The 24,133-nt window shown below is 64.8% G+C and carries 22 protein-coding genes and 1 pseudogene; 13 read left to right on the top strand and 10 right to left on the bottom strand.

Annotation, left to right across the window (positions count from 1 at the left end):
* Window positions 1-26: 26 nt before the first annotated feature.
* Window positions 27-575, bottom strand: a complete 549-nt coding sequence (msrA, locus tag U5782_RS04700) for a peptide-methionine (S)-S-oxide reductase MsrA (RefSeq protein ID WP_322042666.1) — start codon at window positions 573-575, stop codon at window positions 27-29.
* A 183-nt stretch (window positions 576-758) separates the two neighbouring features.
* Between msrA and U5782_RS04695 the strand changes: the two genes are divergently transcribed.
* Window positions 759-1,271 carry a flavin reductase family protein gene (locus tag U5782_RS04695; protein ID WP_322042665.1) on the top strand — a complete coding sequence of 171 codons (513 nt, stop codon included), beginning with the start codon at window positions 759-761 and terminating at the stop codon, window positions 1,269-1,271.
* A 75-nt stretch (window positions 1,272-1,346) separates the two neighbouring features.
* On the opposite strand, the gene U5782_RS04690 is transcribed toward U5782_RS04695, so the two are convergent.
* Window positions 1,347-1,850 (bottom strand): Lrp/AsnC family transcriptional regulator, encoded by a 504-nt coding sequence (locus U5782_RS04690; protein ID WP_322042664.1) that lies wholly within the window; start codon window positions 1,848-1,850, stop codon window positions 1,347-1,349.
* A 132-nt stretch (window positions 1,851-1,982) separates the two neighbouring features.
* On the opposite strand from U5782_RS04690, the gene kynB reads away from it, so the two are divergent.
* The 4 genes from kynB (at window position 1,983) to U5782_RS04670 (ending at window position 6,037) form a co-directional block, all read left to right on the top strand.
* On the top strand, window positions 1,983-2,615 hold the full coding sequence (gene kynB / locus U5782_RS04685; protein ID WP_322042663.1) for an arylformamidase: 633 nt from the start codon (window positions 1,983-1,985) through the stop codon (window positions 2,613-2,615).
* A gap of 69 nt (window positions 2,616-2,684) precedes the next feature.
* Complete coding sequence (kynU, locus tag U5782_RS04680; RefSeq protein ID WP_322042662.1) at window positions 2,685-3,935, top strand: kynureninase; 1,251 nt, start codon at window positions 2,685-2,687, stop codon at window positions 3,933-3,935.
* Window positions 3,936-3,947: 12 nt separating this feature from the next.
* A complete protein-coding gene (gene kynA / locus U5782_RS04675; protein ID WP_322042661.1) occupies window positions 3,948-4,922 on the top strand; it encodes a tryptophan 2,3-dioxygenase in 975 nt (324 codons plus the stop codon).
* A gap of 284 nt (window positions 4,923-5,206) precedes the next feature.
* Window positions 5,207-6,037, top strand: a complete 831-nt coding sequence (locus U5782_RS04670) for a GSU2403 family nucleotidyltransferase fold protein (RefSeq protein WP_322042660.1) — start codon at window positions 5,207-5,209, stop codon at window positions 6,035-6,037.
* 138 nt (window positions 6,038-6,175) lie between these two features.
* On the opposite strand, the gene purM is transcribed toward U5782_RS04670, so the two are convergent.
* Window positions 6,176-7,237, bottom strand: coding sequence for a phosphoribosylformylglycinamidine cyclo-ligase (gene purM / locus U5782_RS04665; RefSeq protein WP_322042659.1), 1,062 nt, complete (start codon window positions 7,235-7,237; stop codon window positions 6,176-6,178).
* A 181-nt stretch (window positions 7,238-7,418) separates the two neighbouring features.
* Here purM and U5782_RS04660 point away from each other — a divergent pair, with 181 nt between their 5' ends.
* The 7 genes and pseudogenes from U5782_RS04660 (at window position 7,419) to panB (ending at window position 14,445) form a co-directional block, all read left to right on the top strand.
* A complete protein-coding gene (locus tag U5782_RS04660) occupies window positions 7,419-8,498 on the top strand; it encodes an AI-2E family transporter (protein ID WP_322042658.1) in 1,080 nt (359 codons plus the stop codon).
* 60 nt (window positions 8,499-8,558) lie between these two features.
* Window positions 8,559-9,251 (top strand): annotated as a pseudogene (gene hda, locus U5782_RS04655) (DnaA regulatory inactivator Hda); the annotation flags it as partial.
* 650 nt (window positions 9,252-9,901) lie between these two features.
* Window positions 9,902-10,588 (top strand): HAD family hydrolase, encoded by a 687-nt coding sequence (locus tag U5782_RS04650; protein ID WP_322042657.1) that lies wholly within the window; start codon window positions 9,902-9,904, stop codon window positions 10,586-10,588.
* On the top strand, window positions 10,585-12,210 hold the full coding sequence (gene pcnB / locus U5782_RS04645) for a polynucleotide adenylyltransferase PcnB (protein ID WP_322042656.1): 1,626 nt from the start codon (window positions 10,585-10,587) through the stop codon (window positions 12,208-12,210). Before U5782_RS04650 ends, pcnB begins: the two co-directional genes overlap by 4 nt.
* Before the next feature lie 70 nt (window positions 12,211-12,280).
* Window positions 12,281-12,877, top strand: coding sequence for a 2-amino-4-hydroxy-6-hydroxymethyldihydropteridine diphosphokinase (gene folK / locus U5782_RS04640; protein WP_322042655.1), 597 nt, complete (start codon window positions 12,281-12,283; stop codon window positions 12,875-12,877).
* Window positions 12,874-13,554, top strand: a complete 681-nt coding sequence (locus U5782_RS04635; RefSeq protein ID WP_322042654.1) for a deoxynucleoside kinase — start codon at window positions 12,874-12,876, stop codon at window positions 13,552-13,554. Before folK ends, U5782_RS04635 begins: the two co-directional genes overlap by 4 nt.
* 75 nt (window positions 13,555-13,629) lie before the next feature.
* Window positions 13,630-14,445 carry a 3-methyl-2-oxobutanoate hydroxymethyltransferase gene (gene panB / locus U5782_RS04630; RefSeq protein ID WP_322042653.1) on the top strand — a complete coding sequence of 272 codons (816 nt, stop codon included), beginning with the start codon at window positions 13,630-13,632 and terminating at the stop codon, window positions 14,443-14,445.
* Window positions 14,446-14,544: 99 nt separating this feature from the next.
* Here panB and pabB read toward each other — a convergent pair whose 3' ends face one another.
* The 4 genes from pabB to grpE all read right to left on the bottom strand — a co-directional run bounded on the left by pabB (window position 14,545) and on the right by grpE (window position 20,709).
* Window positions 14,545-16,431, bottom strand: coding sequence for an aminodeoxychorismate synthase component I (pabB, locus tag U5782_RS04625; RefSeq protein WP_322042652.1), 1,887 nt, complete (start codon window positions 16,429-16,431; stop codon window positions 14,545-14,547).
* Window positions 16,432-16,491: 60 nt separating this feature from the next.
* Window positions 16,492-17,628, bottom strand: coding sequence for a molecular chaperone DnaJ (gene dnaJ / locus U5782_RS04620; protein ID WP_322042651.1), 1,137 nt, complete (start codon window positions 17,626-17,628; stop codon window positions 16,492-16,494).
* Between the two features lie 271 nt (window positions 17,629-17,899).
* On the bottom strand, window positions 17,900-19,849 hold the full coding sequence (gene dnaK / locus U5782_RS04615; RefSeq protein WP_322042650.1) for a molecular chaperone DnaK: 1,950 nt from the start codon (window positions 19,847-19,849) through the stop codon (window positions 17,900-17,902).
* Between the two features lie 299 nt (window positions 19,850-20,148).
* Window positions 20,149-20,709 (bottom strand): nucleotide exchange factor GrpE, encoded by a 561-nt coding sequence (grpE, locus tag U5782_RS04610; RefSeq protein ID WP_322042649.1) that lies wholly within the window; start codon window positions 20,707-20,709, stop codon window positions 20,149-20,151.
* Between the two features lie 371 nt (window positions 20,710-21,080).
* Here grpE and U5782_RS04605 point away from each other — a divergent pair, with 371 nt between their 5' ends.
* Window positions 21,081-21,242 (top strand): hypothetical protein, encoded by a 162-nt coding sequence (locus U5782_RS04605; protein ID WP_165841772.1) that lies wholly within the window; start codon window positions 21,081-21,083, stop codon window positions 21,240-21,242.
* On the opposite strand, the gene U5782_RS04600 is transcribed toward U5782_RS04605, so the two are convergent.
* The 3 genes from U5782_RS04600 to hrcA all read right to left on the bottom strand — a co-directional run bounded on the left by U5782_RS04600 (window position 21,214) and on the right by hrcA (window position 23,948).
* Window positions 21,214-21,621, bottom strand: coding sequence for an RNA-binding S4 domain-containing protein (locus tag U5782_RS04600; protein WP_322042648.1), 408 nt, complete (start codon window positions 21,619-21,621; stop codon window positions 21,214-21,216). The genes U5782_RS04605 and U5782_RS04600 overlap by 29 nt on opposite strands.
* A 34-nt stretch (window positions 21,622-21,655) precedes the next feature.
* Window positions 21,656-22,726, bottom strand: a complete 1,071-nt coding sequence (gene hemH / locus U5782_RS04595; protein WP_322042647.1) for a ferrochelatase — start codon at window positions 22,724-22,726, stop codon at window positions 21,656-21,658.
* Window positions 22,727-22,928: 202 nt separating this feature from the next.
* Window positions 22,929-23,948 (bottom strand): heat-inducible transcriptional repressor HrcA, encoded by a 1,020-nt coding sequence (hrcA, locus tag U5782_RS04590; protein WP_322042646.1) that lies wholly within the window; start codon window positions 23,946-23,948, stop codon window positions 22,929-22,931.
* Window positions 23,949-24,133: the final 185 nt, after the last annotated feature.

Raw genomic sequence — 24,133 nt, 5'->3', positions numbered from 1 at the left:
TTTGCCGCTCAATCGGCTCAATCGACTCAATCGGCCTTGAGCCGATGTGCGAACTTCTGGCGGAATTTCGCCACCTTCGGCGCCACCACGAACGAGCAATAGCCCTGGTTCGGATGCTGGGCGAAGTAGTTCTGGTGATACGCCTCGGCGGGGAAGTAGTTGCCGTCGAGCGGCAGCACCTGCGTGACGATCTTGCCGTCGTAGACGCCTTCGGCCGCGAGTTCGCGGATCGCCTGCTCAGCGACGTCATGTTGCGCCGGCGAGTGCGTGAAGATCACCGAGCGATACTGCGTGCCGACGTCGTTGCCCTGGCGGTTCAGCTGGGTCGGATCGTGGATCGCGAAGAAAATGTCGAGGATCTCGCGATAGCTGATCTTCGCCGGATCGAAATCGACCTTCACGACCTCGGCGTGGCCCGTTTCGCCATCGCAGACCTGCTCGTAAGACGGATTGACCGTCTGGCCGCCCGCGTAACCCGATTCCACCGCTTCCACGCCTTCCACACGCAGATAGACCGCTTCGAGACACCAGAAACATCCGCCGCCCAGGGTGGCCGTTTCGATCGTCTGACTCATGCTCAACTCTCCTTTGATGAAAGCGGGCGCGCTGGTGCGCAATCCGCCGCTTATTTCACGGTAACCGCTGCGCGAGTGTGTCTAAGCCCAGCCGGGCGCCGCTTTTCGCTAAAATTGGGGCAATTCGCCGAAATTCCACATGACTTTCATTCCGACTTCCGCTTCGACCAAGGGCATGCAGCGATGACGCGCCGCGCCAGCCCGCCCAACTTCGACGTCGCCGCCTTCCGCCGCGCGCTCGGCCAATTCGCGACCGGCGTGACGGTCATCACGACGCGCGCGCCCGACGGCCAGTTGATCGGCATCACCGCGAGTTCGTTCAACTCGGTGTCGCTCGATCCGCCGCTCGTGCTCTGGAGCCTCGCAACGCGTTCGGCGTCCATGCCGGTGTTTCGCAGCAACAGCCATTATGTGGTGAATGTGCTCGCGGCGTCGCAGCTCGACCTCTGCAAGCGCTTCGCGACCGTCAAGGGCGACCGCTTCGAGGGCGTCTCGCACGCGGCCGGCGATTCGGGCATGCCGGTACTCGACGGCGCGATCGCCTGGTTCGAGTGCCACAACCGCAGCCGCTACGACGAGGGCGATCATGTGATCTTCGTCGGCGAAGTGGAGCGCTGCGGCGTGCGCGAGGATCTCGATCAGGCCTCGCCGCTCGTGTTCCACGGCGGCGGCTTTCATCGGATCGATCCGCTCTGAGCGGCGCTCCCGTTTAGTCCCTTCTTGTTCCTCACGCCCGGCGCAACCGCCGGGCGGCAGCCGCGCCCAAGTCGCTCAACTCGACTTCGGCTCGCCGCGCTGCGCGATCAGATCGACCGGCACGCCCGCTTCCGCCTTGAGCGTCGTGAGCACGATGTTCGAGCGGATATCCATCACGCCCGGCGCCTTGTACAGCTTGTTGAGCACGAAATCCGAGTAGTGCTTGAGGTTGTGCGCGAGCACGCGCAGCAGATAGTGCGTCTCGCCGGTCACCACGTACGCACCCACCACCTCCGGCCAGTCGCGCAGCGCCGTGACGAAGCGCTCGTGCCAGCTCTCCTGGTCGTTGCGCATCGAGACCTGCACGAAAGCCTCCATCTCGAAGCCGAGAATCTCCCGGTTCAGACTGGCGCGATAGCGCTCGACCACGCCCTGCTCTTCCAGCAGGCGCAGCCGTCGCAGACACGCGGACGGCGACAGCGAAATGCGTTCGGCCAGATCGAGGTTGCTGATGCGGCCCTCGTTCTGAAGTACGGCAAGAATCCGGCAATCGGTGGCATCAAGCGAGATAGCGTTCATATTTGGTCCCCTTTCCCGTTTTCTAACAAATTATGTGCCAAGAACTGTAGCTGACGGCGTTTTTTTCGCAAGCACATTTCGCGAGGGGTTGCCTATCATTCGAACAAGCACCGGCCCACCCCTGTCAATACGATGAACACCCTCTGGGACATTTCCCCACCGATCCATCCCGCCACGCCCGTCTGGCCCGGCGACACGACCGTGAACGTCGAGCGCGTCTGGCGCATGGAGGCCGGCTCCCCGGTCAATGTGGCTCGCGTGACGCTCTCGCCGCACACCGGCGCGCACACCGACGCGCCGCTGCACTACGACGCCGAAGGGGCTCCGATCGGCGCCGTGCCGCTCGATACGTATATCGGCACGTGCCGCGTGATTGATTGCGTGGGCGCGACTCCGCTCGTCTTGCCGGAACACGTCGAAGCCGCGCTCGACGGCATCCCGCCGCGCGTGCTGTTGCGCACTTACGCGCAAGCGCCGCAGGATCGCTGGGACAGCGCGTTTTGCGCTGTCGCGCCCGCAACGATCGACCTGCTGGCCGCGCATGGCGTGCGCCTGATCGGCATCGACACGCCGTCGCTCGACCCGCAGGAATCGAAGACGATGGACGCGCATCACCGTATCCGCGCACATCGCATGGCGATCCTCGAAGGCGTCGTGCTCGACGACATCGCGGCAGGCGACTACGAGTTGATCGCGCTGCCGCTGAAGTTCGCGACGCTCGACGCCAGCCCCGTGCGCGCCGTGCTGCGCGCCCTGCCGCAGTAAAAGACGCACCGAATAAATACACCGATTGCACGTCAATCGCCCGAGACACCTTCACCCATCCGCATCGACATGAACAACCGTAACGACGCCCTGGCAGCCGACCTCGCCGACCCGCTCGCGGCACTGCGCGAGCAATTCAACCTCGCGCCCGACACCATCTATCTCGACGGCAACTCGCTGGGCGTGCCGCCCAAGGCAAGCGCCACGCGCGCCCAGGCCGTGATCGGCGGCGAATGGGGCGAAGGCCTGATCCGCAGCTGGAATACGGCGGGCTGGTTCGCGCTGCCGAAGCGTCTGGGCAACAAGCTGGCCCCGCTGATCGGCGCGGGCGAGGACGAAGTGGTCGTCACCGACACCATCTCGATCAACCTCTTCAAGGCGCTCTCCGCCGCGCTGCGCGTGCAGGACGCGCGCGACCCGAAGCGCCGCGTGATCGTCTCGGAACGCTCGAACTTTCCGAGCGATCTGTACATCGCGCAAGGCCTGATCGAACAACTCGACCGCGGCTATGAACTGCGTCTCGTGGACGATCCGTCCGAGCTGCCCGCCGCGATCCGCGACGACGTGGCCGTGGCGATGATCACGCACGTGAACTACCGCACCGGCGAGATGCACGACATGCGCGCGCTCACCGAGCACATCCACGCGCAGGGCGCGCTCGCGCTCTGGGATCTCGCGCACTCGGCGGGTGCGGTGCCGGTCGACCTGAACGGCGTGAACGCCGATTACGCCGTCGGTTGTACGTACAAGTATCTGAACGGCGGCCCCGGCTCGCCGGGCTTCGTGTGGGTGCCCAGGCGCAACCAGAACACCTTCTCGCAGCCGCTCTCGGGCTGGTGGGGTCACAAGTCGCCGTTCGAGATGAACCCCGTCTATCGTCCGGACGACGGCATCGGGCGTTTCCTGTGCGGCACGCAGCCGATCGTGTCGATGGCGCTGGTCGAATGCGGCCTCGACGTGTTCCTGCAAACGGATATGCAGGCGATCCGCCGCAAATCGCTCGCGTTGACCGACCTCTTCATCGAACTGGTGGAGACGCGCTGCAAGGAATACGACCTCACGCTCGTCACGCCGCGCGAGCATGCAGTGCGCGGCTCGCACGTGAGCTTCGAGCACCCGCACGGCTATGAGGTCATGCAGGCGCTGATCGCGCGCGGCGTGATTGGCGACTACCGCGAGCCGCACGTCCTGCGCTTCGGCTTCACGCCGCTCTACGTGCGTTTCGTCGATGTCTGGGATGCGGTGGAGACGCTGCGCGACGTGCTCGCGACCGAGTACTGGCGCAAGCCCGAATTCGCCGCACGCGGCGCGGTGACCTGAGGAGCGCATGCCATGAACGACCACATGCAGATTCCAGGCGTGCCCGAGAACACGGGTGGGGCGCGCGAGGCGCATCAGGAAGCGCCGCGCGGCGGCTGTCCGTTCGGCCACGGCGCGACGGCGGCGACGGCGGCAACTGCGACGACGCCCGCCGCCGCGGAACAAGGCGAAGGCTGGCACGACGCCCAGCTCGACTTCTCGAAGTCGATGAGCTACGGCGATTACCTCGGGCTCGATTCGGTATTGAATGCGCAGCATCCGCTTTCGCCGGATCACAACGAGATGCTGTTCATCGTGCAGCATCAGACGAGCGAGTTGTGGATGAAGCTCGCGCTCTATGAATTGCGCGCGGCGCTCGCCAACGTGCATCGCGATGCACTGCCGCCCGCGTTCAAGCAACTCGCACGCGTCTCGCGGATCCTGGAGCAACTGGTGCAGGCATGGAGTGTCCTGTCGACGCTCACGCCTTCGGAATACACGGCGATGCGCCCGTATCTGGGCGCGTCGTCGGGCTTCCAGTCGTATCAGTACCGGATGATCGAGTTCCTGCTCGGCAACAAGAACGCTCAGATGCTCAAGCCGCACGAGCATCGGCCGGAAATCCACGCACAGGTGAAGGCGACGCTCGATGCGCCGTCGTTCTACGACGAAGTGATCCGCCTGCTCGCGCGGCGCGGCTTCGCAATCGCGCCGGAACGTCTCTCGCGAGACTGGTCCCATGCGACCGAGCATGACGCCACGGTCGAAGCGGCGTGGCTGGAGATTTATCGCAATCCCTCGAAGCACTGGGATCTGTACGAAATGGCCGAAGAACTCGTCGATCTGGAGGACGCGTTCCGTCAGTGGCGCTTCCGCCATGTCACGACGGTGGAGCGCATTATCGGCTTCAAGCAGGGTACGGGCGGCACCAATGGCGCGCCGTATCTGCGCAAGATGCTCGATGTCGTGCTGTTCCCCGAGCTTTGGCACGTGCGTACGGTGCTTTGACGGGCCCGCGAGCGACAAGGCAGCACCTCACGCCCCAGTCTTCGACCGGGGCGTTTTTCCATGCTCACCGACGGGGCACGGTGACGCTGATTCGTCGGCGCAACATGATATAAGTCATTGAATTATAACGATTGGCCGTTTATTATCGAAAAACACTTTTCATACGGCCAATGCTTAATTACCTACCTCTCCAGGACAACGCAGTTCGTCAGGCTATCGACTCGTCCACTGTGTTCGAGGAGTTCGGCCGAACGAAAGTCGAGGCATCGAAGTACGTCGGGGGCATGTACTGGAAGACTCAGGGCCCTTACGAATATCTGGTGAAAACGTACGCTGGTAATCGGCAAAAGCGTATCGGACCGCGCTCGCCCGAAACCGAGCAGATCTATGCAACCTTCACCTCAAAAAAGGCCGAAATCGAAGGTCGGTTGACTGACCTTAACGCCGCAGTCGTTGAAGCTGAGCGCTTGAATCGTGCGCTCAGGGTCGGCCGGGTGCCCGCTATCGTTGTGGATGTTCTGCGGGCTATCGAGAAAGCCGGACTCGCTTCGTACTTTACGGTGGTGGGTACGCACGCCCTTTACGCTTATGAGGCGGCTGCCGGCGTCCGCATCGTGCAAGGCGCATTGGCTACCCAGGATGTCGATATGCTTTGGGATGCCCAACGGCATGTTCGTTTTCTAACGGACATCGAACGGCTTGACGTTTCGATGCTGGGCATTTTGCAGCGTGTCGATAAAACCTTCCGACGCAAAGACAACCAGCTCGAGACAGCCATCAATAGCAAAGGTTTTGAGGTCGACTTCTTGCGACGACCGCCACAAGCCAATGATCCTCATCCGGTCCGATTGTCCGCTCACGAAGAAGACTTATGGCCCGTACAGGCCCGGCGTGCGCAGATATTGGCTTCGGCGCCAAAATTCGAGCAGGTCGTGGTGGCCGTAACCGGAAAAATGGCGATGATGTCGACCATTGACCCGGAAGTGTTCATCGATTTCAAGACCTGGATGGCAAAAGAAGCCCCGGATCGAGACCCGCGCAAGCGCCGACGGGACCAACTCCAGGCAGACATAGTCTGGACTTTGATGGACGAAGGCTTATTGATGTCGCGCTAGACCAAAAATCTGGATTGCTTGATATCGCTGCTCGGCGATTTCGAAGACGATTTGTCCTCAGATGTGAAAACGCCCCAGTCAAAGACTGGGGCGCTCAGACGCGGTCGGCTAGAAGCGGTCGGCCTGGACGCAGTCGTCTTAAACCACCACGGTCTGCGCTTCGCCTTCCTTGCTTTCGCGCACGTGGCCGATCTTCCAGACCTGCTCGCCAGCCGCTGCCAGCAGCGCCGCTGCCGCGTCGGCCTGATCCGCCGCCACGACCACAGCCATGCCGATGCCGCAATTGAACACGCGGTGCATTTCCGCATCGGCAACGCCGCCTTCCTTCTGCAGCCACGAGAACAGCGGAGGCAGCGGCCATGCGCTGTGATCCAGCTCAGCCGTGAGGCCTTCGCGCAGCACGCGCGGGATGTTTTCGACCAGACCGCCGCCGGTGATGTGCGCCATGCCCTTCACGGTGATGGTTTCCATCAGCTTGAGCAGCGGCTTCACATAGATGCGCGTGGGCGCCATCAGCGCGTCGCCCAGCGAGCGGCCGTCGAAGTCGGCGTTCATGTCCGGGTTCGCGCGCTCGATGATCTTGCGCACCAGCGAGAAGCCGTTCGAGTGGATGCCGCTGGAAGCCAGGCCCAGCACCACGTCGCCCGGGGTGATCGTGCTGCCGTCGATGATCTTGCTCTTTTCCACGGCGCCGACGGCGAAGCCCGCGAGGTCGTATTCGCCGTCCGGGTACATGCCCGGCATTTCCGCCGTTTCGCCGCCGATCAGCGCGCAGCCCGACAGCTCGCAGCCCAGGGCGATGCCCTGCACGACCGTGGCCGCCGTATCGACGTCCAGTTTGCCGCAGGCGAAGTAGTCGAGGAAGAACAGCGGCTCGGCGCCTTGCACGAGGATGTCGTTGACGCTCATCGCGACGAGATCCTGGCCAACCGTGTCGTGTTTGTTCAGATGAAACGCGAGGCGCAGCTTGGTGCCCACGCCGTCGGTGCCGGAGACCAGCACGGGTTCCTTGTAGCGCTTCGGCACTTCGAAGAGCGCGCCGAATCCGCCAATGCCGCCCATCACGCCTTCGCGCAGGGTCTTCTTCGCAAAGGGCTTGATGCGGTCGACGAGCGCGTCACCCGCGACCATGTCCACGCCCGCGTCGGCGTAAGAGAGGCCTTGGGGCTGATTAGCGGGGCCGGATTTCGGTTGATTCATGGGGAAGCGCCAGAAGGTCGGTAAAATGCGATTTTAACCGATTGACGGCGCCCCGCCGCCGCGCCCAGGGTGAGTATTTGGGCGCGCGCGGAGCAAAAACCGCTGAGCGGTGCGCCAGAACGGGCAGGAGACGGCCCACACAGGGGCTGGCCGGCCTGCCCAACAACCGGAAAACAACGTTTTGCCGCAGAACACCTCGATTTTCACGCCGTATCAGCGTCAGGCCTTCATCTGGGCCGCGCTTGCGCTCGCCTTCGGCATCGTGCTGTGGCTGCTGCGTCCGGTGCTCACGCCCTTTCTGCTGGGCGGCCTGCTTGCCTACGTGCTGCAACCGGGCGTGGCGTGGCTCGTGCGCCGGCGCGTGCCGCGCGGCCTCGCCGCGCTCACCATGATGCTGCTGTTCGCGCTGGTCGTGACCTTGCTGGTCGTGCTGCTGCTCGCCGTGATCCAGAAGGAAGGGCCGCAGCTCAAGCAGCAGGTGCCCGCGATGATCACGCATCTGCACGACTGGCTGCAGCCCAAGCTCGCGTTTCTCGGCGTGAGCGACGATGCGCTCGACTTCCAGAGCCTGCGCGACCTGATCACGAGCCGCATCGAAGGCAGCGCGCAGACCATCGCGCTCTACGCGTGGACGTCGATCCGCACCAGCAGCAACGTGGCGATCGAAGTCGTCTCGAACGCGGTGCTGGTGCCGCTCGTGCTGTTCTATCTGCTCTACGACTGGAACGCGATGCTCGCGCGCGTGCAGACCTTCGTGCCGCGCCGCTGGTTTGCGCGCACTATGGAACTGGCGGGCGAGATGGACCGCATGCTCGCGCAATATCTGCGCGGCCAGTTGCTGGTGATGGCGATCCTCGCGGCCTTCTACGCGATCACACTCGCCATCGCAGGCTTCGAAGTGGCGCTGCCGGTGGGCGTGTTCACGGGCCTCGCGGTACTGATTCCGTATCTGGGCTACGCAACGGGCCTCGTGCTCGCGCTGGTCGCCGCCCTGTTGCAGTTCGGCAGCTGGTATGGTTTCGGCGCGGTTGCGGTGATCTATGGCGTGGGCCAGGTGCTCGAAGGCTTCATCCTCACGCCACGGCTCGTGGGCGAACGCATCGGCCTGCATCCGCTTGCGGTGATTTTCGCCTTGCTCGCCTTCGGGCAACTGTTCGGGTTCTTCGGCGTGCTGCTCGCGCTGCCGGCCAGCGCGATCCTCTCGATTGCGCTGCGCGAGTTGCGCCGCAGCTATCTCGCCAGCGCCCTCTACCGTAACTGAGCACATCGGCCTGAACACCACGCAGACACTGAGAGACCCGGAACTTCGGCCAGACATAACGTGCAGCGACAGTTAACGCTCGATCTCGGCACCCCGCCGCCATCGACCTTCGACAACTTCCACACCGGCGCCAATGCGGAGCTGGTCGCACGCCTGCGCGAGCTCGACGCCGCGCTCGCCGCGGGCGTGGACCCGAAGGCCGACCGCACGTTCTACGTCTGGGGCGAACCGGGCAACGGGCGCTCGCATCTGCTGCACGCGCTCGCCTACGAAGCGCCGCCGGGCCACGTGCGCTATCTCGGGCCGCAGAGCGCGCTGGCCGCCTTCACGTTCGACGCGCGCGTCACGATCTACGCCGTGGACGACTGCGACTCGCTCTCCGGTGCGCAGCAGATTGCCCTCTTCAACCTCTTCAACGAGGTGCGCTCGCATCCGGCTACGGCGCTCGTCGCCACCGGCAATGCGCCGCCGATGGGCCTCGCGGTGCGCGAGGATCTGCGCACACGGCTCGGCTGGGGGCTCGTGTTCCATCTCGCGCCGCTCTCCGACGCGGGCAAGGCCGCCGTGCTCAAGCACGCGGCGCGCGAGCGCGGCATCAATCTCGCCGACGATGTACCGGCCTATCTGCTCACGCACTTCCGCCGCGACATGCCGAGCCTGATGCGCCTGCTCGACGCGCTCGACCGCTTCTCGCTGGAGCAAAAGCGCGCGGTGACGTTGCCGCTGTTGCGCACGATGCTCGCCAAGGGCGAAGGCGCATTGAGCCCCGAAGCACTGGCGGGCGGCGACGAAACCCTGTTCGCGATGCCGCCCGATGTGACGGACATCATCGAAGAAGGCACCGAGGCCGACGCGCCTGAAACTCCCGACGCAGCCCAGCCGTCCGCGCAGGCGCCAGGCGGCGTCGAACTCGAATTGTTCCCGCTCCAGGACGCGCCGGAGCACGCTTCGTCCGACCCTGACTACGAAGCGCCCAAACCCCCGGCCTTGCAGCCGCGCGAGTCGCTCGGCGAAGCGCCGTTCCAGCCACCCACTGACAATGTCGATGGCGAACTCGGGGTCAGATTCCGTCACGTCGTTCACCGCGAACTCGGCACCGACCTGCAAGGCGAAGTGGAAGCCGACGTTAGCAATGAAATGAGCGGCGAGCTGAACGGCGATCTCGATCCTCCCGCCGTGCCCGTCGATCCCAGCGATCCCAACGCCGTGACGCTGCCGCCAGCCGCTACGCAGGAGCCCGCCGACACCGCGCCCACGCAGGTGCAGTCAGATCCATCCGCCTCGCCGACCGAACCGGACGCCGCAGCGCCCGGTGACAGCGACGCCCCGAATACGCAGCCCGCCCCGCCGGCCCAAGCCGGCAGCGGCAACGGCTTCACCCGCTTCAAGTAAAATGAGCGCCCATGGCTAATCTTGCACTTTTCGATCTCGATCACACGCTGATCCCCACCGACAGCGACCACGAATGGGGCCGCTTCATGGTGAAGCTCGGCCTCGTGGACGCCGAGCGCTTCACCGAGCAGAACGACTACTTCTACGGCCAGTACAAGGCCGGCACGCTCGATATCAACGCGTACCTCGTCGCCGCCCTCACGCCGCTCGCGAAACATTCGCGCGCCCAGCTCAAGGCCTGGCACGACCAGTACATGCACGAAGTCATCAAGCCGGCCATCCTGCCGGTCGCGATCGAGCTCGTGCGCGAGCACAAGGACGCGGGCGACCTCGTCTGCATGGTCACGGCCACCAACGAGTTCGTCACGGCGCCCATCGGCGAGGCCTTCGGCGTGGACAAGCTGATCGCGTGCGAAGTCGAAACCGTGGACGGCCATCCGGCTTCGGCCTTCACCGGCCGCCCGACGGGCACGCCGAGCTTCCGCGAAGGCAAGATCACGCGGGTCGAGGCGTGGCTCGCCTCGCTCGGCAAGACCTGGTCCGATTTCGAGCACAGCTATTTTTATAGCGACTCGCACAACGACATTCCGCTGCTCGAGAAGGTCACCGACCCGATCGCGACGAACCCCGACGACACCCTGCGCGCTCACGCGCAAAAAGCGGGCTGGCGCATCCTCGATTTGTTCCAAGCCTCGTGATCAAGAAACTCATCCGCAAGCTGTTCGGCCAGGACGAAGCCGACGCCCTCGAAGGCGCTCAAGGCCCGCACGGCGACGACGCCCAGACGGCGCCCGCTGACAGCGACGCTGCCGTTGGCACCGCCACCCGTCCCCGCCGCAAGACCGTCACCGTCAAGAAGGAAGGCAAGCCCGGCGCGAAGTCGCGCGCAGGCAAAGGCGCCAACGACCCGACGACGCCCGTGATTCTTTCCGCCGACGTCCATGGCATCAACCCGGCGCTGATTTCCCGCAACGCCGTGCGCGTGACCGAAGGCCTGCAACAAGCCGGTTTTCGCGCCTTCATCGTTGGCGGCGCGGTGCGCGACCTGTTGCTCGGCGTCGCGCCCAAGGACTTCGACGTCGCCACCGACGCCACGCCCGACCAGGTGCAGAAGCTGTTCCGCCGCGCGCGCATCATCGGCCGGCGTTTCCAGATCGTGCACGTGCAGTTCGGCCAGGAAATCATCGAAGTGTCGACGTTCCGCGCCCTTGTGGACGCGCCGCCCGCTGAAGCCGCGCCGCCCAAGCGCATGCGCCGCGACGAACTCGACCGCAAGACGCACGCCGTGGACGCGAGCGGCCGCGTGCTGCGCGACAACGTTTGGGGCGAGCAGCACGAAGACGCCACGCGCCGCGACTTCACCATCAACGCGATGTACTACGATCCGGCCACGCAGACCGTGCTGGACTACCACAACGGCATGGCCGACATGCGCGCCCGTCTGCTGCGCATGATTGGCGACCCGGCCACGCGTTATCGCGAAGATCCGGTGCGCATGATGCGTGTGGTGCGTTTCGCGGCCAAGCTCGGCTTCGAGATCGAGGACAACACGCGCACGCCCATCAAGGAACTCGCGGACCTCATCAACAACGTGCCGGCGGCGCGTCTGTTCGACGAGATGCTCAAGCTGCTGCTCTCGGGCCACGCGCTCGAATGCCTGCGGTGGCTGCGCAAGGAAGGCCTGCATCACGGCCTGCTGCCGCTGCTGGACGTGGTGCTCGAACAGCCGCAGGGCGAGCGCTTTATCACGCTCGCGCTCTCCAACACCGATGCACGCGTGCGCGCGGGCAAAACGGTCTCGCCGGGCTTCCTGTTCGCCACGCTGCTCTGGCACGACGTGCAGCAACGCATGCAACAGTTCGTCGCAGAGGGCGAGTTGCCGGTGCCGGCCCTGCATCGCGCGATGGACGACGTGATCGACTTGCAGACGGAGAAGTTGGCAATCCATCGTCGCTTCTCGTCGGATATGCGCGAAATCTGGGGCTTGCAGTTGCGCCTCGAAAAGCGCGGCCGTAGCGCGATCAAGCTGCTGGAACACCCGCGATTCAGAGCGGGGTATGATTTCCTCCTGCTGCGCTGCGAGTCGGGCGAACTCGACGCCGAAGTGGGTCAATGGTGGACCGACTTCATCGGCGGCGATTCGTCCGCACGCGAAACGCTGCTCGCCTCGGGCGGCACCAAGGAGCGCTCGCCGCGCAAACGCCGCCGCCGCGGTGGCGCGAAGGGCCGGAAAACGGGCGAAGCCGCAACCGGTGCCGAAGGCGCCGATACGGATTCGGCGCACCACGACCAGGGCGACGACGGCCCTTACGAGGACTGACGCCATGCCGGCGCAGCGAAGTACGCTCGCCGGCAGCGCCTTTGCAACGATAGCCGCAGGAAGTGAAGCCATGACGGTTGCCTGGCTGGGAATTGGCGCGAATCTGGGGGATGCGCGCCAGACCCTCAAAGACGCGGTGGTGTGTCTCGCTCAACAGCACACGCTCACCGTAGTCGCCAAATCGAGTCTGTACCGCACCGCGCCAATCGACGCGGGCGGCGACGACTATTTCAACTGCGTCGTGAAGCTCGAAACGTGCCTCACGGCGCGCGATCTGCTGGGTCTGTGCCAGCGCATCGAGCATCACTTCGGCCGCGAACGCCCCTTTCGCAACGCGCCGCGCACGCTCGACATCGACATCCTGCTTTACGGCGACGCCGTGATCGACGAACCCGACCTGATCGTGCCGCATCCGCGCATGACGGGCCGCGCGTTCGCGCTCGCGCCGCTCGCCGAGATCGATGCGGCGCTCGTGATTCCCGGTCAAGGCGTGGTGAGCACGTTCCTGCCCGGCGTCGCCGATCAGCGCATCCAGAAGATGAATCCGCTGTGCCAGTGTCTGGGCGCTGCACTCGATGGCGCGAAGAATCCCGCCGATAACGCTGGAAAAAGCACTGAAAACAGCGCGGCAAGCGACTCCGGCGAAAAGGCCGGCGGCTGCCGATGAGCACACCCCTGCCGATCGTGACGGCGCGCGCCGCCCGGCCCGCGCTTGACTACATCGTGATAGAAGGGCCGATCGGCGCGGGCAAGACGGCGCTCGCCACGCGCCTCGCCGAGCGCTGGTCGATGCACACGCTGATCGAATCGCACGCCGACAACCCGTTTCTCGAACGCTTTTACCGCGACGCCTCGCGTCACGCGCTGGCCGCGCAACTGAGCGTAGCCTTGCAGCGCGAGCGTCTGTCGCACGAAGTCGCCGCACGCCGCGGCGCGGGCACGCCGCTCATCACCAACTTCCTCGCCGAGCGCAACGACGTGTTCGCGCGCCTCACGCTGCCCGAGGACGAGTTGCCGCTCTATCACGCGCTCGCGGCGCGCCTGCCTGTGCAGGCCCCGCCGCCCGATCTGGTGGTGTATCTCCAGGCGAGCCCCGAGGCGCTCTTCGCGCGCATCCAGAAACGCGCGGTGCCGGTGGAGCAAAACCTCTCCGACGTCTTCCTGCGTGGGTTGTGCGACAGCTACAACGAATTTTTCTATCATTACGACCGTGCGCCGGTTTTGACGGTCGGCGTTGAAAATCTGAATCCGCTCGACTCCGACGAGGACCTTGCGTTGATCGCCGAACGTATCGAAACGATGCGCGGCCGCAAGGAATCGTTCGTCAAGGGCACGTCGCTCTAAGTCGCGTCCAGGCGTCGACGAGGCGGCGGCCCGTCCGGCTTCTCCCTTCCTATCGGATCATCCCAGGATTTCCCCATGACTTACCTGCAGGAAACGAGCCGCAGCGCGGTCACCGTGCCCAAGCTCCAGACGATGCGCGACGCGGGCGAAAAGATCGCCATGCTGACGTGCTACGACGCCAGCTTCTCCGCGCTGTGCGACCGCGCGGGCGTCGATACCGTGCTGATCGGCGACTCGCTCGGCAACGTGCTCCAGGGCCATACGACGACGCTGCCCGTCACCATCGACGACATCGCCTATCACACGGCCTCGGTGGCGCGCGCGCAAACCAGCGCGCTGATTGTCGCCGACCTGCCCTTCGGCACCTTCGGCACGCCCGAGGACGCCTTCGCCAATTCGGTGAAGCTCATGCGCGCGGGCGCGCAGATGGTGAAGATCGAGGGCGGCGAATGGCTCGCGCCCACCGTGAAGATGCTGGTCGAGCGCGCGGTGCCGGTGTGCGCGCACATTGGCCTCACGCCCCAGTCGGTGCACGCGTTCGGCGGCTTCAAGGTGCAGGGCAAGACCGACGCGGCCGCGGCCCAGCTCGTGCGCGACGCGCTCGCGCTGCAGGATGCGGGCGCGCAACTCGTGGTGATCGAAGCGGTGCCTTCGGCGCTCGGCACGGAAGTCACGAAGCAGCTGCGCATTCCGACCATCGGCATTGGCGCGGGCGTGGATTGCTCGGGCCAGGTGCTGGTGCTGCACGACATGCTGGGCATTTTCCCCGGCAAGCGTCCGCGCTTCGTGAAGGATTTCATGGAAGGCCAGCCGAATATCGAAGCGGCCGTGCGCGCCTATGTGAAGGCAGTGAAGGACGGCACGTTCCCGGGGCCCGAGCATCGGTTCTGAGGCGCGTCGCGGCCTTGCCTGACGATGTAAAAAAAGCGCGTGCCGATCGGTGGCACGCGCTTTTTTGTTGGGCGCAGCGATGGAGTGCCGATCAGGCGCTCAGCGCATCAGCTTTGCAGGTACAGCGCCGCGCAACGCATTGGTGAGCAGCAGCGCTTCTGCTTCGAGCACGTCATTGCGGGTCAGCACGCGCTCCTGCGCGCCGAACGCTTCATCGTCGAGCAGCACGCCGCGCATCACGCCCGGCAAGACGCCACAAGCGAGCGGCGGCGTCCACCACCGCCCGCCGAGCTTCACGAACACGTTCGAGCGCCCGCCTTCGGTCAGCTCGCCGCGCTCATTGAAGAACAGCATGTCGAAGCCGCCCTGCGCTTCGGCCGCGCGCCATGCGCGGTCGAACTCGGCGCGGCGCGTGGATTTACGCAGCAGCAGCGCGTCGGCGGAGGCAACCGGCGCGTAACCGTGATCAGGCGCCAGCAGCACGCCAACCGTGTCCTGCGCGAGCGGCGCGAGCGGCGCCGAAGTCAGCGCGATCTCACCGCTTTTCGCGAGCGCGACGCGCATGCGATGCGGCGCATCGTCCTCAGGGAAGGCTGCGCAGGTTTGCGCGAGGCGCTCACGCAGCGCGTCGACGTCGCACGGAAAACCGAACCACGCCGCGCTCGATGCGAGGCGCACGAGATGGCGTTCGAGGTGCCGCACGCCTTGCGCGCGCGTGGCGTACATCGTCTCGAACAGTTCGATGCCGGGATCGGCTCCGGTCAGGAAACGGGCTTTCAAACGCATCTCCTCATATTCGTCGGCGGCCACGCTGTCGAGCACGATGCCTGCGCCCACACCCATCTCGCCACGGCGCAGCGCGCCCTTTGCCGCGTCGGCGGCACCGAGCGTCAGCGTGCGAATGACGACCGAGAGGCAGAAGTCGCCGCACGATTCGCCTGGCTTTGCAGCGTCCAGCCAGCCGATGGTGCCCGTGTACAGCCCGCGCGGACCATGTTCCAGCGCCTCGATCAGTTCCATCGTCCGGTGCTTGGGCGCACCCGTGATCGAGCCGCAGGGAAAGAGCGCGCGCATCGCATCGGCGAAAGTCGTGCCTTCGCGCAGCTTCGCTTCGACCGTCGACGTCATCTGCCACACCGACGCGTACGACTCGACGCTAAAGAGCGCCGGCACGCGCACCGTGCCCGTTCGCGCCACGCGCGAGACGTCGTTGCGCAGCAGGTCGACGATCATCACGTTTTCGGCGCGATTCTTGGGGTCGTTGGCGAGAAAGCGCGCGGCGGCGGCATCCTCGGCCGGATCGGTTGCGCGCGCCGCCGTGCCCTTCATCGGTTTCGCGCGCAACGTTTCGCCCTGCTTCTCGACGAACAACTCCGGCGAGCACGACAGCACCCAGCGGTCGTCTGGCAGCGCGATCAGCGCGCCATAGCGCACGCGCTGACGCTCGCGCAGACGGCGATAGAGCGCGACAGGCGCGCCAAACGCCTCGAAACCGAGCCGGTAGGTGTAGTTGATCTGATACGAGTCGCCAATGCGCAGGGCGTGCTGCACGGCGTCGATATCGCGCTCGAAGCGCTCGCGATCGACGCCCATCGTCACGCCCGCGATGCCCGCGGACTGCGGCGTCTCGCTGCCTTCCTGCGCGGCGAGCCACGCATCGGCTTCATCGCGCGAGAGCTTGTCGCAGCGTTCGAACAATAAAAAACGCAGCGCGGCGTGGCCGTGCTGCGTTTCAGTGACGGATGTGGCGGCGCTGTGCTTTTCCAGCACGAGCGCGCGCCCGAAGTCGTAATCGCCAAGCACGAGGACATGCAGCCCCGCGCTCTGCGCGGCGTGTGCCTGCGCGCACACCGCGTCGAGATCCGCCGCGCGCTCGCAGGCAAGCTCGCGCGCGAACCCCGTGTACAGGCGGCTCGAACGGCTCACCGCCGTCGAGTCGCCATCGTCGAGCAGCGCGAACACCGCGCCGCCTGGATTGACTGCCATTGTCTGACTACCTGTACTGCCTGCGGGCCTGGAGGCCACGAGGGCCTCGGAGGCCGCGCATCAATCGAAGAAGCTCTTCACGCGGTCGAACCAGCTCTTGCTCTGCGGGCTGTGACGCGGGCCGCCTTCCACCAGCGACTTCTCGAACTGCTGGAGCAGATCGCGTTGCTGGTCGGTGAGCTTGACCGGCGTTTCCACCTGCACGTGCACGTAGAGGTCGCCCGCAATGCTCGAACGCAGGCCCTTGATGCCCTTGCCGCGCAGACGGAACGTCTTGCCCGACTGCGTGCCTTCGGGAACCGGGAAGGTCGCGCGGCCCGCGAGCGTGGGCACTTCGATCTCGCCGCCAAGCGCCGCCGTGGTGAACGGAATCGGCATCTGGCAGTGGAGGTCGTCGCCGTCGCGCTCGAACACCGCATGCTGCTTGATGTGGATATCGACGTACAGATCGCCAGACGGGCCGCCATTGATGCCCGGCTCGCCGTTGCCGGCCGAGCGAATGCGCATGCCGTCGTCGATGCCCGCCGGAATCTTCACTTCCAGCGTCTTCGTTTCCTTTACCTTGCCCGCGCCGTGGCAGGACGTGCAGGGCTCGGGAATATAGGAACCGGTGCCGTGGCACTTCGGGCAGGTCTGCTGGATGCTGAAGAAGCCCTGCGACATGCGCACCGAACCCGAACCGTGACAGGTCGGGCAGGTTTCAGGCTTGGTACCGGGCTTCGCGCCCGAACCGTGACAGATTTCGCAGCTGCTCCAGCCCGGGACGCGAATCTGCGTCTCGTAGCCGTGCGCCGCCTGCTCCAGCGTGATTTCCATGCTGTAGCGCAGGTCCGCGCCGCGGTACACCTGCGGGCCGCCGCGCTGGCCGCCGCGGCCGCCGCCGGCCGCCTGACCGAAGATATCGCCGAAGATGTCGCCGAAAGCGTCCGCGAAACCGCCGAAGCCCTGTGCGCCCGCGCCGCCCATATTGGGATCGACGCCCGCATGGCCGTACTGGTCGTAGGCAGCGCGCTTTTGCGAGTCCGACAGCATTTCATAGGCCTCTTTGACCTCCTTGAAATGCTCTTCCGCATCCTTGTTGTCCGGATTGCGGTCGGGGTGATACTTCATCGCCAGCTTGCGATACGCCTTCTTGATTTCGTCGTCGCCCGCGTTCTTCGCGACGCCCAGAACCTCGTAGTAATCCCGTTTCGCCATATCGGTTCAACGCCGGCCGCACGCTGCGCGCACGCCGGCTCCTCTTGAATGCTGGATCTCGTGACCCGTTAGCCGTCCTTTTTGAACCCCGCGCGCGCGTCTTTCACGCCCTTGCGGCCCCTGAAAAAGAACAGCCTCCATAAAACAAATGTGCCCGGAGAGCCGTGAAGGCCCGCCAGGCGCTGCAATGCAGTGCGCATCGTAACCGATGCGGCCACTGCTGTCCCGTCCGCTGCGGCTGCAACCGGGGTTGCAGCCGTCGCGTCTGGACTTAGTCCTTCTTGACTTCCTTGAACTCGGCGTCGACCACGTCGTCGGCCTGGTTCTGCGCGCCTTGTTCGGCACCGGCTGCGCCCGCACCTGCTGCGCCCGCTGCACCGGCTTGCTGCGCCTGCATGTCGGCGTACATCTTTTCGCCGAGCTTTTGCGACGCCGTCGACAGTGCCTCGACCTTCGCTTCGATCGTCGCCTTGTCGGCCGACGAGTCCTTCAGCGTGTCTTCGAGGTCCTTCAGTGCCGCTTCGATCTTGTCCTTTTCGGACGCGTCGATCTTGTCGCCGTACTCGGCCACGGCCTTCTTCGTGCTGTGAACCAGCGCATCGCCCTGGTTACGCGCATCGGCCAGCTCGCGCAGACGGTGATCTTCTTCCGCGTTCGCTTCGGCGTCCTTCACCATCTTTTCGATTTCGGCTTCCGACAGGCCCGAGTTCGCCTTGATGGTGATGCGGTTTTCCTTGCCCGTCGCCTTGTCCTTCGCGCCGACGTGCAGAATGCCGTTCGCGTCGATGTCGAAGCTCACTTCGATCTGCGGCACGCCACGCGGTGCGGGCGGGATGCCTTCGAGGTTGAACTCGCCCAGCAGCTTGTTGCCCGCTGCCATTTCGCGCTCGCCCTGGAACACCTTGATCGTCACGGCCGACTGGCTGTCGTCCGCCGTCGAGTAGACCTGTGCGTGCTTGGTCGGGATCGTGGTGTTCTTGTTGATCATCTTCGTCATCACGCCGCCGAGCGTCTCGATACCGAGCGAGAGCGGGGTCACGTCGAGAAGCAGCACGTCCTTGCGGTCGCCCGACAGAACCTGACCTTGAATCGCGGCGCCAACAGCCACGGCTTCGTCCGGGTTCACGTCACGGCGCGGATCCTTGCCGAAGAACTCCTTCACCTTTTCCTGCACCTTCGGCATACGCGTCTGGCCGCCGACGAGGATGACGTCGTCGATTTCGCCGACCTTCACGCCTGCGTCCTTGATCGCCACGCGGCACGGTTCCATGGTGCGCTCGATCAGGTCTTCGACCAGCGCTTCCAGCTTGGCGCGCGTGATCTTCAGGTTCAAGTGCTTCGGACCCGATGCGTCCGCCGTGATGTACGGCAGGTTGATTTCGGTCTGCTGACCCGACGACAGTTCGATCTTGGCCTTTTCAGCGGCTTCCTTCAGGCGTTGCAGCGCGAGCACGTCCTTCGACAGGTCGACGCCCTGCTCCTTCTTGAACTCGCCGATGATGTAATCGATGATGCGCTGGTCGAAGTCTTCGCCGCCGAGGAACGTGTCGCCGTTGGTCGAGAGCACTTCGAATTGCATTTCGCCGTCAACGTCGGCGATTTCGATGATCGAGATGTCGAACGTGCCGCCACCCAGGTCGAACACGGCGATCTTGCGGTCGCCCTTTTCGGCCTTGTCCAGACCGAATGCCAGTGCGGCTGCGGTCGGCTCGTTGATGATGCGCTTGACTTCCAGACCGGCGATGCGGCCGGCGTCCTTGGTTGCCTGACGCTGGCTGTCGTTGAAGTACGCGGGAACCGTGATCACAGCTTCCGTGACCGGCTCGCCGAGGTAGTCTTCAGCGGTCTTCTTCATCTTGCGCAGCACTTCTGCCGAAACCTGCGACGGTGCGAGGTTCTGGCCGTGCGCAGCAACCCATGCGTCGCCGTTGTCGTGCTTGACGATCTGGTAAGGCATCAGGTTGATGTCCTTCTGCACTTCCTTCTCGTCGAAGCGGCGGCCGATCAGGCGCTTGACGGCGTACAGCGTGTTGCGCGGGTTCGTGACCGACTGACGCTTGGCCGGTGCGCCGACCAGCACTTCGTTGTCGTCCATGTAGGCGATGATCGACGGCGTCGTGCGGGCGCCTTCCGAGTTCTCGATCACTTTGACCTGATTGCCTTCCATCAGCGCCACGCACGAGTTCGTGGTGCCGAGGTCGATACCGATGATTTTGCCCATTTTTCTCAATTCTCCAATTTGATCCGCTGTGCGTCCGCCGCTCGATCGCCGGGACCGCTGGCTGGCGTGACGCTCAATAAATTCAGAACTGCTGCCCAAATAAGTGCCGAGACGGCGTTTTCAAGAGCTTTGGGCTATGCGTTCGTTAGTTTTTTTCAATTTTTTTTGAATCGGCGGCGCATTGTCGCGAGGTTCGGGAAAATGCGCCACCCTTCGCTTTCGAATGCCTTTCATGAAGGCCGTTTGAAGCGATATTCGATGCCTGGCGGTTACGGCAGTTATCGGCCGTGACGGGCCGCTTATTTAGGCGCGGACACCGTGACGAGGGCCGGGCGCAGCACGCGCTCGGCGATCACGTAACCCTTTTGCAGCACGGACACGACGGTATTGGCGTCCTGCTCGGACGGCACCATCGAGATCGCCTGGTGGCGATGCGGGTCGAATTTTTCGCCGACCGGGTTGATCGCGACGACCTTGCCCTTCTCGAGCGCGCCGGAGAGCTGCTTGAGCGTGAGCTCGACGCCTTCGTTGACCTTGGCCAGATCGTCCGAACCGTGCGCGAGCGCGGCTTCGAGGCTGTCCACCACCGGCAGCAGGTGCTCGGCGAAGCTTTCGATCGCGAACTTGTGCGCCTTGGTGACGTCTTCCTGGGCGCGGCGGCGGACGTTTTCCGTCTCGGCCTTGGCACGCATGAAGGCGTCCTGCAGCTCGGCGATCTTTGCTTGCGCTTCGGCCAGCGCGGCGTCCGCGCCTTCGGGCGCTTGCGCTGCGGCTTCAGCCTGCGGCTGGGCAGCGGCTTGCGACGCCTCGTCCGCGGGCGTGGGGTTCTGGCTCGTCGGGTTCTCTTGCGTGTTTTCCATGTCGCTGAACGTCGTTGAATAGTAAAAAGGGAACGAAGCGTGGACCCTCAAGTCCGCCATCCCGGCGCGCGTTGCGCAGCCGCGACAGATGCTTCGTACATTGCGACAGCACATGGGTGCCGGATCGCTTGTTTCAAGGGCTTTGCGGCGCTTTTTTAGACAATCGTCAAAGTGCCGAAACCGCCGGTTACAACCATTACTGCAGCGCGGAAAAAATGAAATTGAGTGCGCCGCGCGGCTGACCTACACTCAGGAACAGGTGCTGCTCACGGCGCGTTTACCCTGAGGTTTGGCACCCCACCGAACCGGCCCGCGCTGAACACCACGGGCCATGTGACTGGCCGTTTTGCAGCGATCCCCTGGGGAGTACCGTGAAACTGACCTTTGCCATCTCGGTGGTCGCTCTGGTACTCATCGCCGGAACCACCACCATCTGCATGTCGGGCGCCGTGAACGAGAACACCACGGAATATGGTGGCGTTCACGCCACGATGGAAGCGCTCTTCAACCCTCACGCGAAAGTTTGTCGATAGTGCGGCGGTCGCGCTTGGTCGGCCTGCCGTGCATCGCGGAGGCCGGCTCACGAAAGAGCTTGCGCCGCTCCTGTTCCGCCGCGCGCCGCGCGCGGCCTTCCTCGGTTTCCGCATAAAGCGACTGCGCGATGCTCGCGGGGCCGCGAACTTCGCAAATCCCCAGCACGTCGATTTCCCAGCGCACGTGATCGATCTCGATTTCGACGCGGTCGCCCACGCGCACGTCTTTCGACGCCTTCACCGCCTCGCCGCCAATGCGCACATGCCCTTTGTTGACGGCGTCCGTCGCGAGCGAACGCGTCTTGAAGAAGCGCGCCGCCCAGAGCCACTTGTCGATGCGCAGCCGCGCGCCGGGTTCTGTCGAAATCTTGTAGTTCATACGTGACGTCCTGCTGACAATCTTCCGGCGACGCTCAGGCGGCCGCCGCGCCCGCGTGGGCGGGCGGTTGCACCGGCCAGCCCTGCAAGTGCTGCGCGACGATTTCACCCAACGCCGCGATCCACGCGGGCGAGTTGTTCAGGCACGGAATACGGTGGAACTCCTTGCCGCCGCCGTGCAGAAACTCGTCGCGCACTTCCATGCCGATTTCCTCGATGGTTTCGAGGCAGTCCGCCGTGAAACCGGGACAGAACACATCGGCACGACGCACACCGCCCTGGCCAAGCTCCTTGAGCGTGGGCGCCGTATACGGCTGCAACCACTGCGCGCGTCCGAAACGCGACTGGAAGGTCACGCGGCACTCGACCGGCGTGAGGCCCAGCGCGTGCGTGAGCAACGACGCGGTCTGCTGGCACTGATCGTGGTACGGGTCGCCCAGGTCGAGCGTACGGCTAGGCACACCGTGGAAGCTCAGCACAAGCCGGTCGCCCGCAGCGAAGTCCGGGCGGCCGTGGGTATGCCAGTACTGCTGCACTTGCGCCGCGAGCGCCCCGATATAGGCCGGGTGGTCGTGGTACGCCCGCACGGTGCGGATTTCGGGCTGATTGCGCATGCGCCGCAGCGCAGCAAAAGCGGCGTCGAAGGCAGTGGCCGTGGTCGAGGCCGAGTACTGCGGATACATCGGCACAAGCAGAATGCGCTCGGCGCCCGCCAGCTTGAGCTGATTGAGCATCGCGGGGATGTCGGGCGTGCCGTAGCGCATCGCGTAGTCGACGAGCACCGTGTAGTCGTTGATCTGCAACAGATGACGCAGGCCGTCGGCCTGCTTCTGCGTGTGCACGCGCAGCGGCGAGCCCTCGGGCGTCCAGACCGCCGCGTACTTCTTCGCCGACGAACGCCCGCGCAGCGGCAAGATCAGCGTGCGCAGGATCACCTGCCAGATGGGCGCGGGAATCTCGACCACACGCGGATCGGAAAGAAATTGCGCGAGATAGCGGCGCACGGCACGCGGCGTGGGCGCGTCAGGCGTACCCAGATTGATGAGCAGCACCGCGACACGATGCGCGACGGCGGACTGCAAGGGCCGCTCGAGGTCGAAACGCATAGGCGATCAGGGACGCCACGCGCGGGGCGCGGCAACGGTTGCACGAGAGCGCATTATAGCGGGCGGCCTTGGGGTGGCCCTCTACTCCCCTCTACTCCCCTCTACTCAGCCACGCTGGCCATTCGGCCAATGGCGCGACGCGCCGCAGCGGGCGAAGATACAGCCAGGCGGGTGTGCGCGAAAACGCACGCAGTGTAGGCGCTCAGTTCTGGCTGAGCGTGAGCGAAAGCAGACGCGCGGTGATGTCGACGATCGGAATCACGCGGTTGTAGGCCATGCGCGTCGGGCCGATCACGCCCAGCGTGCCGACGATCTTGCCGTTGACCTCATATGGCGCGGTCACCACGCTCATTTCCTCGATCGGCACGAGTTGCGACTCGCCGCCAATGAAGATCTGCACGCCCTGGGCGTGGCTCGACACGTCCAGCAGTTGCAGCAGGCTGGTTTTCTGGTCGAACACGTCGAAGAGCTTGCGCAGGCGCGCCATGTCGGAGGACAGGTCGGCCACCTCCAGCAGATTGCGCTCGCCCGAGATGAGCACGGTCTCGCCGGTATCGGATTCTTCGGTGGTCGCGGTCACGGCCGCGTGCATGAGCGAGGTCATGTCACCGCGCAGGGCGTCGATTTCCTCGCGCAGACGGCGGCGCACCTCGTCGAAGGAGAGGCCAGCGAAGTGTGCGTTGATGTAATTGGAGGCTTCGATCAGCTCGGACAGCGTGAAGTCGCGCTGGGTCGCCATGATGCGGTTCTGCACGTCGCCTTCGGGCGTCACGATGATAAGCAGGATGCGCTTGTCCGACAGGCGCATGAACTCGATCTGCTTGAACACGTGGCTGCGCCGCGGCGTGAGCACCACGCCGGCGAACTGCGAGAGATTCGAGAGCACGCTCGCCGCCGCCGCCACCACCTTCTGCGGCTCGCCGGGACGCAGCGTGGTCTTGACCGCGCGCGTGAGGGCGTCCTCGTCGGCGGACGGCTCGACGGTGAGCATGGTGTCGACGAACAGACGATAGCCGCGCGGCGTGGGCACGCGCCCCGCCGAGGTATGCGGGCTGGAGACGAGCCCCAGCTCCTCCAGGTCCGACATCACGTTGCGGATCGTCGCCGGGCTCAGTTCGAGCCCGGAGTATCGCGACAGCGTGCGCGAGCCGACCGGCTGACCTTCGGCGATGTAGCGCTCGATCAGCGTTTTGAGGAGGGTTTGTGCGCGGGGATCTAGCATGACTGAAAATTCTAGCCTAATGCCGGGTTGGCGGCGAGTACGCACGGCGGCACGGGCAGCGCCAGCGGCTCGCAAAGCAGGTTTTAGCACACGGGAACCGCTACCCGTCGCCCCCTGGCTGATCGCGCGCGCCGTCACCCGCGCGTCACATGGATGTCAACGCCACGTCACCGGCATCTGTGCAG

Origin of the sequence: Paraburkholderia sp. J67 (assembly GCF_905220265.1) — a bacterium.
Lineage (GTDB): Bacteria > Pseudomonadota > Gammaproteobacteria > Burkholderiales > Burkholderiaceae > Paraburkholderia.
Note: the sequence above shows the minus strand (reverse complement) of the source record. Positions and strands in the feature narration are given on the sequence as shown.